This is a genomic window from Pseudomonas sp. DTU12.3 (assembly GCF_004124275.1).
Lineage (GTDB): Bacteria > Pseudomonadota > Gammaproteobacteria > Pseudomonadales > Pseudomonadaceae > Aquipseudomonas > Aquipseudomonas helmanticensis.
Window position 1 is genome coordinate 4,798,450 of the sequence record NZ_CP027218.1, and the last position, 12,126, is coordinate 4,810,575.

The 12,126-nt window shown below is 60.9% G+C and carries 11 protein-coding genes; 4 read left to right on the top strand and 7 right to left on the bottom strand.

Annotation, left to right across the window (positions count from 1 at the left end; genetic code table 11):
• Nucleotides 1-112 precede the first annotated feature (112 nt).
• From C2E19_RS21985 to C2E19_RS22015, 7 genes are all read right to left on the bottom strand, one after another.
• Nucleotides 113-967, bottom strand: coding sequence for an alpha/beta hydrolase (locus C2E19_RS21985; RefSeq protein WP_129395064.1), 855 nt, complete (start codon nt 965-967; stop codon nt 113-115).
• Nucleotides 964-1,770 carry an alpha/beta fold hydrolase gene (locus C2E19_RS21990; RefSeq protein WP_129395065.1) on the bottom strand — a complete coding sequence of 269 codons (807 nt, stop codon included), beginning with the start codon at nt 1,768-1,770 and terminating at the stop codon, nt 964-966. Before C2E19_RS21990 ends, C2E19_RS21985 begins: the two co-directional genes overlap by 4 nt.
• 277 nt (nt 1,771-2,047) lie before the next feature.
• A complete protein-coding gene (locus tag C2E19_RS21995) occupies nt 2,048-2,491 on the bottom strand; it encodes a hotdog fold thioesterase (RefSeq protein WP_095051070.1) in 444 nt (147 codons plus the stop codon).
• A gap of 31 nt (nt 2,492-2,522) precedes the next feature.
• Complete coding sequence (locus tag C2E19_RS22000; RefSeq protein ID WP_129395066.1) at nt 2,523-4,178, bottom strand: AMP-binding protein; 1,656 nt, start codon at nt 4,176-4,178, stop codon at nt 2,523-2,525.
• A 167-nt stretch (nt 4,179-4,345) separates the two neighbouring features.
• Nucleotides 4,346-4,798, bottom strand: coding sequence for a phosphohistidine phosphatase SixA (sixA, locus tag C2E19_RS22005; RefSeq protein ID WP_095188633.1), 453 nt, complete (start codon nt 4,796-4,798; stop codon nt 4,346-4,348).
• A complete protein-coding gene (locus C2E19_RS22010; protein WP_129395067.1) occupies nt 4,795-5,142 on the bottom strand; it encodes a DUF4389 domain-containing protein in 348 nt (115 codons plus the stop codon). Before C2E19_RS22010 ends, sixA begins: the two co-directional genes overlap by 4 nt.
• Nucleotides 5,143-5,175: 33 nt before the next feature.
• The gene (locus C2E19_RS22015) at nt 5,176-6,201 is read right to left on the bottom strand and encodes an NAD(P)H-dependent glycerol-3-phosphate dehydrogenase (protein WP_129395068.1); all 1,026 of its coding nucleotides are present in this window, start codon (nt 6,199-6,201) and stop codon (nt 5,176-5,178) included.
• A gap of 196 nt (nt 6,202-6,397) precedes the next feature.
• On the opposite strand from C2E19_RS22015, the gene C2E19_RS22020 reads away from it, so the two are divergent.
• The 4 genes from C2E19_RS22020 to fabA all read left to right on the top strand — a co-directional run bounded on the left by C2E19_RS22020 (nt 6,398) and on the right by fabA (nt 12,119).
• Complete coding sequence (locus C2E19_RS22020) at nt 6,398-8,521, top strand: TonB-dependent siderophore receptor (RefSeq protein ID WP_129395069.1); 2,124 nt, start codon at nt 6,398-6,400, stop codon at nt 8,519-8,521.
• A gap of 1 nt (nt 8,522) precedes the next feature.
• A complete protein-coding gene (locus tag C2E19_RS22025; protein ID WP_129395070.1) occupies nt 8,523-9,455 on the top strand; it encodes an ABC transporter substrate-binding protein in 933 nt (310 codons plus the stop codon).
• On the top strand, nt 9,452-11,356 hold the full coding sequence (locus C2E19_RS22030) for a response regulator (RefSeq protein WP_129395071.1): 1,905 nt from the start codon (nt 9,452-9,454) through the stop codon (nt 11,354-11,356). The genes C2E19_RS22025 and C2E19_RS22030 overlap by 4 nt, the downstream gene beginning before the upstream one ends.
• A 247-nt stretch (nt 11,357-11,603) precedes the next feature.
• Nucleotides 11,604-12,119 (top strand): 3-hydroxyacyl-[acyl-carrier-protein] dehydratase FabA, encoded by a 516-nt coding sequence (gene fabA / locus C2E19_RS22035; RefSeq protein WP_010211704.1) that lies wholly within the window; start codon nt 11,604-11,606, stop codon nt 12,117-12,119.
• Nucleotides 12,120-12,126: the final 7 nt, after the last annotated feature.

The following is a 12,126-nucleotide window of genomic DNA, read 5'->3' on the forward strand; positions in this document are numbered from 1 at the left end:
CAGCCTCATCGGATCGGCATGGCTTGGCTAGGCGGGGTCGTAGCGGTATAGATATCCATCGTGGTTGTCTCCCATTTCAACCCGCCCAGCCTCGACAGTTGCCAACGGCAAGTCAAGGAATGGCGAAGAAGCGATTGAAACAGTCTGCGACAAGACTCGCGCCGGCCTCATCGTTCAGGTGCAAATGGTGCCCGCCCGGCAGCTGTTCCCTGCTAAAGGGTAGACGTTCCAGCAGCTGTGGATGTTTGGCCAGCATGCCGTCGGCCGCGACCACCAATTGCGCCGGACAACCGATGCGCGCCACGAACGCCATCGCCTGTTCCTCGGTCAGCCGCAGCGGGGATGCCAGGGTCAGGCGATTGTCGCTGCGCCAGGTGTAGCCGCCAGGTACCGGCATCAATCCGCGCTGCGCCAACAGTTCCGCCGCCTCACGACTGACCGCGACCAGCCCTTTCATCCGCGCTTCGATGGCGCGGTCGAGGGTGCTGTAGACCGGTTTGCGTTTCTCACGCAGATCCAGCTGCGCCTGTAGGGCCATGCCCATGCGCTCGGCAGCGTTTTCGCCTTTGTCTGTAGGAGGAATCACGCCGTCGATCAACGCCAGATGGCTGATGCGCTCCGGCATCGATCCCGCCAACACCATGGACACGATCGCGCCCATTGAATGCCCAAGCAGGCCGAAACGCTTCCAGCCGAGTTGTTCGGCGACTTGCAGGACGTCATGGGCGTAATCCCACAACGCATAACCGGCGCCCTTTGGCCGATGCGCGGAATGCCCGTGTCCGGCCATGTCCAGGGCGATGATGCGCAAGCCTTTGAGCTTCGGCGCCAACCGCGCGAAGCTGTTGGCGTTGTCGAGCCAGCCATGCAGGGCAATGACCGGCAAACCGTCCTCGGGGCCGAACAAATGCGCCGCCAGCTCGATATGCGGCAGGCTCAGGCGCACTTCTTCGAAGGTCGGGCTCATGCGCAATCCTTGTCCAGACGGTTTTCCCAACGGGCAAACAGGTTCTTCAACAGCCGCGCGGTGTCCTGCGGACGCTCCAGCGGGAACATGTGCCCGCCGGGCATGCTCAACGCCTCGCCTTGTGCCAGACGCGAAACGAAGCGGGTGTGATGACGCATGACCACGCGGCTCTTGTGCCCGCGCACCACCGCCAGTGGCACCTGCAATTGTCGGGTGCGGCCTGGGCTGGTGTGTGGCACGCCACGATAGATGCTGATTTCAGTGGCTGGATCGAAACGCAGGCGCAGCTTGTCGCCGACCTGGTGCAAGCCGTGTTGCAGGTAGGCATCGAAGCATTCCGGATCGAATCCCCGAAACAGCGTTTTACCGGCAAAGTAGCTGCGCGCACTGTCGAGATCGGCGAACTCTTCACGCCGGCCCAATGTGCGCCCGGCCGGCGTCAGTTTGTCGATGAAACCAAAGCGCTTGGCGGCACGGATCACCCATTGATCGGTACGGGTCAGCACTGGCGAATCGAGCATCACCACGCCGCGATACAGCTCAGGGCAACGCAGCGCCGCGTGCAGATGCAGCACACCGCCGAAGGAATGGCCGACACCCCACACCGGTTGATCCTGCTGTTGCAGGTGATGGATCAACTCATCCACCAGGTTGTACCAGTTGTCGTCCGCCGGAAAACGCGGGTCATGGGCGTGTTGCTCCAGATGCGCGACCCGGTACTCGGGCGCCAGCGCCGCGAACAACTTGCCATAGGTGCCCGAAGGAAACCCGTTGGCGTGGGCGAAAAAGATCGGTTGCGACATACCGGAGAATCCATGAGCGGAGAACGTGGCGTTGATTGTCCGTAAGACCGCGTCCCACAGCAACGACCGTAACTGCCAGGAATGATGACAGTCCGGTCAGCGTGATGGTGTGTCAGGGAGATTGCTTCCCCCCTCACCCCAACCCTCTCCCCCAAGGGGGCGAGGGGGAAAGGGAGCAGATCTGCATGAATTTCAAAACCTGAGTTCGGCTCGATAACTCAGGTCGGCACAACTCGAACATCCAGCCCGTTCAGTCCCCTCTCCCTCTGGGAGAGGGTTAGGGTGAGGGTGGCTGCTCACCCAGCGGCACCACAGCCATGGTCAACCGCGACACACAACTGGCCTTGCCCTCATCGCTGGTCAAGCGGATATCCCACACGTGCGTGGTCCGCCCGATATGAATCGGCTTAGCCACCGCCGTCACCCGCCCACTGCGCAAGCCGCGCAAATGGTTGGCATTGATCTCAAGCCCCACGCAATAAAACTTGCTGGCATCGATGCACAGGTAACTGGCCATGGAGCCGACGGTTTCCGCCAGCACCACCGACGCGCCGCCGTGCAGCAAGCCGTAAGGCTGGTGTGTGCGATGGTCGATGACCATGCTCGCGGTCAGCGATTCTTCGTCGAACGCTTCGAAGCGGATGTCCAGCACTTCACCGATGGTGTTCTTCTGGATCGCGTTCAACTGCTCGATGTTGGGAGTGGTACGCCACAAGCTCATCGCAGACTTCCTTGGTTGTTTTGGTCGTCGCTCAATCCTGCCACAGCACCGCCTCACTGCGCTCGCTCCATTCCTCGAAGCGGGCGCCGTAAGTGTCTTCAATGACGTTGCGTTTGATTTTCAGGGTCGGCGTGAGAAAGCCGTTCTCCACTGCCCAGCTGTCCTTGACCACCACCAGCCGGCGCAGGCGTTCGTGCTTGTCGAGCACGGCATTGACCTCTTCCAGGAGTTTTTCCAGGCTCGAATGCAGGCTCGCCCGGCCCTCCTCCTGACTGACCGTCGACAGCACGCACAGCCCCAGCGGCGCGCTCAGGCCATCGCCGACCACGCACACTTGTTCGATTCGCGAATGCACCGCCAGCCGATTCTCGATCGGCGCCGGGGCGACGTATTTGCCTTTGCTGGTCTTGAAGATTTCCTTGAGCCGTCCGGTCAGGCGCAGACTCCCTTCGGCATCCTGCTCGCCCTTGTCGCCAGTGCGCAGAAAGCCGTCGCTGGTCAGGGTCTCGGCGGTTTTCTGCGGCTCCTTGAAGTAGCCGAGCATGTTCGCCTGACTGCGCACCTGCACCTCTCCGGACTCATCGATGCGTACCTCGACATCCGGGCACGGTTTACCGATCCAGCCTTGTTTGTATTGCCCCGGCAGGCAGATGTGCGAATAACCGCAGCTCTCGGTCATGCCGTAGACCTCTAGCACGTCGAGCCCGAGTTTCTGATACCAACCGAGCAAGGTCTGCGGCACCGGCGCCGCGCCGGACAACGCCACGCGCAAAGCGTCCAGCCCCAGACCGGCGAGTACTTTGTGCCCTACCCGTTTGCCGATGAAAGGCAGGCCAAGCAGAAAATCCAGGCGCTTTGCCGGGATCTTGCTGTACACGCCCATCTGGAATTTGGTCCAGATTCGCGGCACGCCAAACATCGCCGTCGGCCGTGCACGCTTCAGGTCAGTGATGAAGGTGTCGAGGCTCTCGGCAAAGAATACGGTCTGTCCGGTGTAGATCGACGCCAATTCAACGAACATGCGTTCGGCGACGTGGCACAGCGGCAGGTACGACAGCAGCCGGTCATTCTCATTGAGCCCGAACAATTGCGTACCGCGCGTGGTGGCAAAACCGAGATTGGCAAAGCTGTGCATCACGCCTTTCGGCAAGCCTGTGGTGCCGGAGGTATAGATGATGGTCGCCAGTTGCTCGGCGGCAGGACGCGGATCGTCCTGAATCGGCGAGCTGCGTTGCAAGTCCGCCCAGTTGAAATCGAAATCGCCCGGTGGGTGCAGCGGCAGGCTGATGGTCGGCAGATCGGCCGGCACGCCTTTGGACATGCTCGGCCAATCATCAAGCTTGCCAATAAACGCCAGCACGCTTTCCGAGTGCGTGAGCACTTGCGCCACGGACTCGGCGGTGAGGTTGGGATACAGCGGCACCGAGACATGCCCGGCCATCCAGATCGCGAGGTCGGCGATGATCCAGTGTGCGCAGTTTTTCGAGATCAGGGCGATATGGCTGCCTTGCGGCAACTCCCGCGCGCGCAACCAGTGTGCGGCGCAACGGGCCTGGTGACCGACATCCGCCCAAGTCAACGTCTCGACCTGCCCGCCGCCGATCGGTTGCACGAGAAAGCGCTGACGCGGGTGCCGCGCTTCACGTTCGTAGAACACGTCCAGCGGCAAACGGAATGCGGCAGACATGCGACTCGCTCCTGTTTTTTGGGTCTGGAGCAAGCGTAGTCAACCAAGCAAGTGCTTGGTTGGATTTTTTTACCTGTGGAAATAAAGTCAAAAGATCGCAGCCTGCGGCAGCTCCTACATTGGAATGCATTTTCCTGTAGGAGCTGCCGAAGGCTGCGATCTTTGCTTTAAGGGTGTTTGAGGCTGTTAAGGGTCATCGAGCCAATCAGCAATTCAGGGCTTTCCAGCTCCGCCAACCCGGCAGTGCTGACCTTCTCCGGCGGATACCCGGCGCCATGTTGCAGATAGCTCAGCAGATTGCCCACCAGCGGGTTATGGCTGACCAGCAGCACATTGCTCACCGAGACCAGTTGATCGGTGACCTTGTCCGGATCAACCTCCGGCGTCAGCCACTCGACCGTACGGATCTCCGGCTCGAACCCCAGCGCCTCGCGAACAATCTGCGCGGTCTGTTGTGCGCGCAGATAAGGGCTGGCGTAAATCGCCGTGAGCGGCTGGCCGATCAAGCGCGCCGCGCTGCTCAAGGCTTCTTTGCGACCGTGATCGGTCAGCTCCCGTTCGGAGTCGGGGCACGAGCCGTAAGGCACGGCCTCACCGTGACGCAATACCCAGAGTTTCATAGCTTGGGTTCCTCATCTCGAACCGGATGCGGCGCTGGCGGCACGGCGTGCGGCGCTTCACCTTCCGGTGTACGCGGCGCTGGCCAGTCGGCGAACGGCCAGGGTTTCTGGTCGCTGTGAAAGCTGCCGAAACGGCCGATCTGCGCCAGGAACTGGCTCAGACTGTCGCCGAAATTCATCAAGCTGGCGCTCGGCGCGCCATAGATCAAACGATAGATCAGTTGCACCAGCACCACCGCGCCGAGGATGAACTGCGCCACTTGCCAGACCAGCACGTAGACGATCATCCACAGCACACGCAGGAGGATGGATTCGTACTTGGCTTCGGTTTTCGGATCGTTCATGGCTTGCTCCCCTGTCCGTAGATAAACGCTGAATCAGTTGAAACCGCTGGTGGAAATAAAGTCGACGTCGGTTTTCGGTTCGGCCCGCATCAGTAGACCGATGACCTGCTCCAGCGTGCGTCCTTCGAACAGGATCGCATGCAGCCCGGCGACCAGCGGCATGTACACGCCGACCTCTTGGGATTTTGCCTTGAGCACTTTCAGGGTGTTAACCCCTTCGGCGACTTCACCGAGGCGCGACACCGCCTCGTCAAGGCTCAAGCCCTGACCGAGGGCGAAACCGACCTGATAGTTGCGGCTCTTCGGCGACGAGCAGGTGACGATCAGATCGCCGACGCCGGCCAGCCCGAGGAAAGTCATCGGGTTCGCGCCCTGATTCACCGCAAACCGGGTCATCTCGGCCAACGCGCGGGTGATCAGCATGCTCTTGGTGTTCTCGCCCATCTCCAGTGCGACGGCCATGCCGGCGATGATCGCGTAAACGTTTTTCAACGCCCCGCCCAACTCGACGCCGAAGCGGTCGGAGCTCGCGTAAACGCGGAAGGTGCGACCGTGCAAAGCGGCTTGCACTTGCTTGCAGAGTTCTTCGTCTTCGCTGGCGACCACCGTCGCGGTCAGCGCATGTTCGGCGATCTCGCGCGCCAGGTTCGGCCCGGACAACACGCCGATGCGTGCCTGCGGGGCGATCTCTTCGAGGATCTGGCTCATCAGTTTGAAGGTCTGCGCTTCGATGCCCTTGGTCAGGCTGACCAGCATCTTGCCGCGCAAGCGCTCGGCGTGAGCGGCCAATACCGTGCGCAACGCGCTGGACGGCAGCGCGACAAAGCACAAATCGCAGGCGTCGAGGGTCGCTTGCAGGTCAGTGACAGCGGTCACGCCTGGCAGAATCTTGATGCCTTTGAGGTAACGCGGGTTTTCGCGATTGACGCGGATGGCCTCGGCCTGCTCCGGGTCACGCATCCACTGCAGGACTTGATGGCCGTTCTCGGCCAACAGGTTGGCCACGGCGGTACCAAAACTTCCGCCTCCCAGGACCGCAATCGGGCGCTGTTCAGTCATATGCAATCCGTTAATCCATACCAGTGGCGATGCCGGCATTATACGGGGCGACCGAGTCGCGGCCAGCCCCAGCAACAATTACCGACACTTGTAGGCAGAAGACCAATAAAACCGAGGAAAATGCCTGCAACGTGACTGGAAAAGTCGCTGCCCTCGGTTAACATGCGCGCCAAATCTTTACGATCAAGGCTGCGTTGTGTTTTTTGCTCCTCCCCCACCGCGTTCGTCCCTGCTGCTGGCGCTGCTGTTCAGCCCGCTGGTGCAGGCGGACGATCTGTTTGTCGACAGCGAAACGTTGCCGCAAGTGCTGACGGCCACGCGCCTGAAACAGACACCGGCAGAAGTGCCCGGGAGCATGACCGTCATCGACAGCGAATTGATCAACGCCAGCGGCGCCCGCGACATCAGCGAATTGCTCCGGCTGGTACCGGGGATGATGGTCGGCAACATCAGCGGCAATCAGGCGGCGGTCAATTACCACGGCACCAACGCCACTGAAGCGCGGCGCATGCAGGTACTGATCGACGGCCGCTCTGTGTACCGCGCAGGGTTGGCCACGGTGGACTGGAGTGACATCCCGGTGGCCATGGAAGACATCGAGCGCATCGAAGTCTTTCGCGGCCCGAACACCGTCAGCTATGGCGCCAACGCGCTGATGGCGGTGGTCAACATCATCACCCGCAACCCGGCGGACAGCCACGGCACACGCCTGAAATACAGCCGTGGCCAACGTGGCATCAACGATTTCTACGCCAGTCAGGGCACTGGCTGGGATGGCGGCGATTTACGCCTGTCGCTGTCCGGTCAGGAAGACGACGGTTTCGATACTGATCGCAGCGGCGCCGATTATCGTGACAGCCGCCGTCTGAACCGTTTCAGTCTTGCGGTCAGCCACAGCCTCAACGACGACCAGAGTCTCGACTGGCAGGTCAACGCCAAAGATGGCAGCAACCAGCGGCCCTACACCTACCGTCCAGTGTTCTCGGGGATTACCGCCGCTGGCAACAATTCCGACGTGGTGGCCAAGGATTACGCCGGATCGGTGCGCTGGAATCTCGACATCAACCCTGAACACAGCCTTTATATACAAGGCTCGGCGCAACACTGGGATCGCCAGCAAACCTGGCGCGCCTGTGACGCCGAGGTGTCGTTCAGCCCGGAGTTGACCCAACTGTGGCAACTCGATCCGAATTACACCGAACGCCTGGCGCGCAACATTACCCGGTTTACTGGCCCCGGCGCGGCGCCCGGCACGCCGCAGGAAATGGCCCTGGCGAATCAGGTGCTCGATCAATGGCGCAACGGTGCCAGCCAGACCCTGTGCGGCGACATCGACCAGAGCGCCCGCGAATCGCGCTACGACCTGGAATTGCAGGACACCCTCAGCCTGTCCGACAGCCTGCGTCTGGTCAGCGGCATGAACTATCGTTACGACCGCGCCGACTCCGAAACCTATTTCAATGGCACGCTGGACGACACCACGTGGCGCGCGTTCGGCCAACTGGAATGGCGCGCCACTGAACACTGGCTGTTACAGGGCGGGGCGATGTTCGAAGACACGCAACTGATCGGCAGTTCGCTGACGCCGCGCTTTGCCGTCAACTATCTGATCAATCCGCGCCATGGCCTGCGCGCGGTGTACTCGGAAGCGATCCGCTCACCAGACATGTTCGAGAACAATGTCAACTGGAGCTATCAGGTCAACAACCTGCGGCCCTCGGCCTACGGACAGTCTTCGGCGCGTTACTTCGTCAAGACGCGCGGCCCGGGCGATCTTGATCAGGAACACATGCGCTCGCGCGAGCTGGGCTACAACGGCTATTTTGCCGAACTCGGCCTGGCACTCGACGTAAAGCTGTTCTACGACGAAATAACCGGGATGATCAGCGAGCCATTGCGCAATAACCAGTACATCGCCAGCAACGCCAACAGCTCACGTTTTCGCGGTACTGAAACCCAGCTCGACTGGCGCGTGAGCCGGGCCGACCGCTTGCGTTTCACTTACGCCTTTGTCGATGCCGAGGCGAGCAATCCGCTGGATCAGCAATTCACTTCACGCAACAGCGGTTCCGCCGGCTGGCTGCGCGACTGGGGCCACGGCTGGAACAGCGCTCTCTTCTATTACGGTGACAACGCGCTCAATGGCTACCGCTTCGAACGCGTCGACACACGCATCGCCAAACGCATCCCGCTGGGCAAGGCACAGTTGCAATTGGCCGGAGTGCTGCAACAGCGCCTCGACCACGAGCCGACCACCTTCGTCGATAACAACTACGACGAACGCCGGGTGATGTACTTCAGCGCCGAGCTGGAGTTCTAGGATGCGCAACGGCCTGTCACGGAAGACGCCAACCCTGGGCCACTGGCTGGCCGGGGTCTGTCTGTTTTTGACCGCGTGGCTGCACGGTGTCGCGGTGCAGGCTGCGGACATTCTGCTGACCGGCGCCGAGGAAAGCCCCGGCGTGCAAGCGTTCGTTCAGGCACTGAGCGAATTGCGTCCGACCGACAACGTGCGTTTCCAGCCGCTGGCCAGTCTGCCGGCACCGGGCAAGCTGCCGGCCAGCCTGCGCCTGATCCTGCTCGATCTGCCGAGCCTCGATTGGCGCCTGCAGGATTCCAAAGGCCCGGCAACGCTGGTGCTGCGCATCAGTCGCCTGCAAGCCCGCCAGCGTTTTGGTGACGCCGAACCTGCACACTTGAGCCTGCTGTGGAGCGATCCGCCGCTGAGCCGGCAACTGCAATTGATCCGAAGGATTTTGCCGCAGGCACGGCGGGTCGGCGTGCTGTTCGATCAGCACAGCGAGTTTCTGCTGAAAGAACTGAATCTGGCCGCACAACCGCTGAATCTGCAGATCGTCAGCCAGCGCTGGGACAACACCCTCGACAGTCGTCCGCTGCAAGCCGTGCTGAAAAACAGCGACGTGTTGCTGGGCCTCGACGATCCCGATCTGTACAACCCGAAGACCGCGAAAAACCTCTTGCTCAGCAGCTATTCGCGGCAAGTCGCGCTGGTCGGGCCCAACGTCGCCTTCGTCCGTGCCGGCAGCCTGGCCAGCAGCTACAGCGATCAGAACGATTGGCTGGCGATCCTCGATCAATTGCTCGACCAGCCCTCGGCTACATGGCCGCGATCGCTCTACCCCGCACGTTTTAACGTTTCAAGTAATGCGCAGGTGGCTCGTTCACTAGGTATCGAACCGCTGAACGATGCGTCTGTCGCCAGAGCGCTGGCTGAAGGAGAACGCCGCCCATGAGTTTCCGTCGCCGTTGGGACATCAACACCCGCACTCAGCTGATCAGCCTGGGCCCGGCGTTGTTGCTGACCTTGCTGTTGATCAGCTTCTTCACCTTTGTGCGCATCCAGGATTTGCGCCAGGAGCTGAATCACACCGGCCAACTGATCGCCAACCAACTCGCGCCCGCCACCGAGTACGGGGTGATTTCCGGCAACAACGAAGTGCTGGAGAGTCTGCTCAAAGCCACGCTGGCCACGCCCAATGTGCGTTTTCTCGAAGTGCAGGACAGCGCCAACCGGATTCTGGTGTACGTTGAGCAACCAGCGGACACGCACAATCGCCCGCATCAGGTCGAAGTGTTTCAGGCGCCGGTACGGCTGCAGCGAATCTCCCTGCACAATGATTTCTTTCAGGACGGCAAAGTCAGCAATGGAGCGGCCGCCGAGGATTATCTGGGACGCGTGATTGTCGGTCTGTCCAACGATGCCTTCAGTCAGCGCCAACAGGAAATTCTGCTCAAGGCCGGGATTCTGGCGCTGTTCGCCCTGCTCTTTACCTTTGTCCTGGCGCGGCGTCTGGCCGGCAGCCTGTCGCAGCCGATTCGCGACATCGGTAATGCGGTCAAGGCGATTCAGGACGGCGACTATAAAACCCCGCTGCCGATTGTCGATGACACCGAACTGGGCGCCTTGTCGCAGCACATCAACAACCTCGCCCAGGCGCTGGAGCAGGCCAGCCGCGAACAGCATCAGGCCATGGCGCAATTGATCCAGACCCGCGAAGAAGCGGAAAAGGCCAACAACGCCAAATCCGATTTCCTCGCGATGATGAGCCATGAACTGCGCACCCCCATGAACGGCGTACTGGGCATGCTGCAATTGCTCGAAACCACTGAGATGACCGAGGAGCAGATCGAGTATGCCGCTCTCGCGTCGGAGTCCACCGAGCACTTGCTGAAGGTCATCAACGACATTCTCGACTTCTCGCGGATCGAGCGTTCGGAACTGGAACTGGAGCACATACCTTTCAACCTCACCGAGCTGATTGGTGCCTGCGCGCAGTCGTTCCAGCACAGTGCGGTGCAACGCGGCCTGGCATTGCACCTGCAAATTCCCGACGACATGCGCGGTTTGCAGGTGCAGGGCGATCCGACACGGATCCGGCAGATTCTGGTCAACCTGGTCGGCAACGCGCTGAAGTTCACCGAACAGGGCCGGGTCAGCATCGAGGCGCAATGGCAATCGCTGGACCACGAGTTGCTGTGGTTCACCTGCTCGGTGCGCGACAGCGGCATTGGTATCTCGTCGGCAAGCCTGGAGCTGATGTTCAACGCCTTCCAGCAGGCCGACAGCTCGATTTCGCGGCGTTACGGCGGCACCGGCCTCGGCCTGCCGATCGCGCGCACCCTCGCGGAACGCATGGGCGGCACCTTGCGCGCGCAAAGCGAGGAAGGTCGCGGCTCGGTGTTCACCCTGGAAATCCCGCTGGCCCTCTATAAGCAGGCGCTGCCGCCACTGGCCGCGCCACGCGCGCTCAACGGCAAGGCCCATGGCGAAGGTCGCAATGTCTTGCTGGTGGAAGACAATCCGGTCAATCAGACCGTTATCGAAGCGATGCTGCGCAGTCTGGGCTTTACTGTCAGCGTCGCCACCGATGGCGCGCAGGCCGTGAGCAGCGCTGCAGACAATGATTTCGAAGTGATTCTGATGGATTGCCGCTTGCCGATCATCGACGGCTACGAAGCCACGCGACAGATCCGGCGCCTGCCGGGACGCAGCGAAGTGCCGATCATCGCCCTGACCGCCAACGCCTTGCAGGGCGACCGCGAAACCTGCCTGGCGGCGGGCATGAACGATTATCTGGCGAAGCCGTTCAAACGTAATGATCTGCAGCAGATTCTGCAGCGCTGGGTGTCGTAGTGTGGGCCTTTCGACCATCTGCGACTGGCGTGAAAAGCGAAAGTGCGGCAGTCTTAGGCACCCGAACAAGCCTCAAAAGGGGCTTGAATAAAAATTTCAGTGCACAAGTGTACATTCATGTCCTTGGTGCTGTGACTTTCACCACAACGCAATAGTCTATGAGTAGGCTGCCGGTTCGAGGCATGAACGCGTCGATCGGTCGGGAAGATTTGCCCCACCTGCCGCATGGGATTATTGAGGAGCTCGCATGACCAAACAAAACGCCTTTACTCGGGAAGATCTGCTGCGCTGCAGTCGCGGTGAGCTGTTCGGCCCAGGTAACGCGCAACTGCCCGCCCCGAACATGCTGATGGTGGATCGCATCACCCATATCAGCGAAGAAGGTGGCAAGTACGGCAAAGGTGAATTGGTCGCCGAGCTGGATATCACCCCTGACCTGTGGTTCTTCGCCTGCCATTTCGAAGGCGATCCGGTGATGCCGGGCTGCCTGGGTCTGGACGCCATGTGGCAACTGGTCGGCTTCTTCCTGGGCTGGCAAGGCCTGCCGGGCCGTGGCCGTGCGCTGGGTTCGGGCGAAGTGAAATTCTTCGGTCAGGTGCTGCCGACCGCCAAGAAAGTCACCTACAACATTCAAATCAAGCGCGTCCTCAAGGGCAAGCTGAACCTGGCCATTGCCGACGGTTCGGTGTCTGTTGACGGTCGCGAAATCTACACCGCCGAAGGCCTTCGCGTCGGCGTGTTCACCTCCACTGACAACTTCTAAGGGTTAT

Excerpts from the sequence above, each read along its gene's own strand:
- C2E19_RS21985 (WP_129395064.1), bottom strand. The coding sequence starts at position 967 with ATGAGCCCGACCTTCGAAGAAGTGCGCCTGAGCCTGCCGCATATCGAG.
- C2E19_RS21990 (WP_129395065.1), bottom strand. The coding sequence starts at position 1,770 with ATGTCGCAACCGATCTTTTTCGCCCACGCCAACGGGTTTCCTTCGGGC.
- C2E19_RS21995 (WP_095051070.1), bottom strand. The coding sequence starts at position 2,491 with ATGAGCTTGTGGCGTACCACTCCCAACATCGAGCAGTTGAACGCGATC.
- C2E19_RS22000 (WP_129395066.1), bottom strand. The coding sequence starts at position 4,178 with ATGTCTGCCGCATTCCGTTTGCCGCTGGACGTGTTCTACGAACGTGAA.
- sixA (WP_095188633.1), bottom strand. The coding sequence starts at position 4,798 with ATGAAACTCTGGGTATTGCGTCACGGTGAGGCCGTGCCTTACGGCTCG.
- C2E19_RS22010 (WP_129395067.1), bottom strand. The coding sequence starts at position 5,142 with ATGAACGATCCGAAAACCGAAGCCAAGTACGAATCCATCCTCCTGCGT.
- C2E19_RS22015 (WP_129395068.1), bottom strand. The coding sequence starts at position 6,201 with ATGACTGAACAGCGCCCGATTGCGGTCCTGGGAGGCGGAAGTTTTGGT.
- C2E19_RS22025 (WP_129395070.1), top strand. The coding sequence starts at position 8,523 with ATGCGCAACGGCCTGTCACGGAAGACGCCAACCCTGGGCCACTGGCTG.
- C2E19_RS22030 (WP_129395071.1), top strand. The coding sequence starts at position 9,452 with ATGAGTTTCCGTCGCCGTTGGGACATCAACACCCGCACTCAGCTGATC.
- fabA (WP_010211704.1), top strand. The coding sequence starts at position 11,604 with ATGACCAAACAAAACGCCTTTACTCGGGAAGATCTGCTGCGCTGCAGT.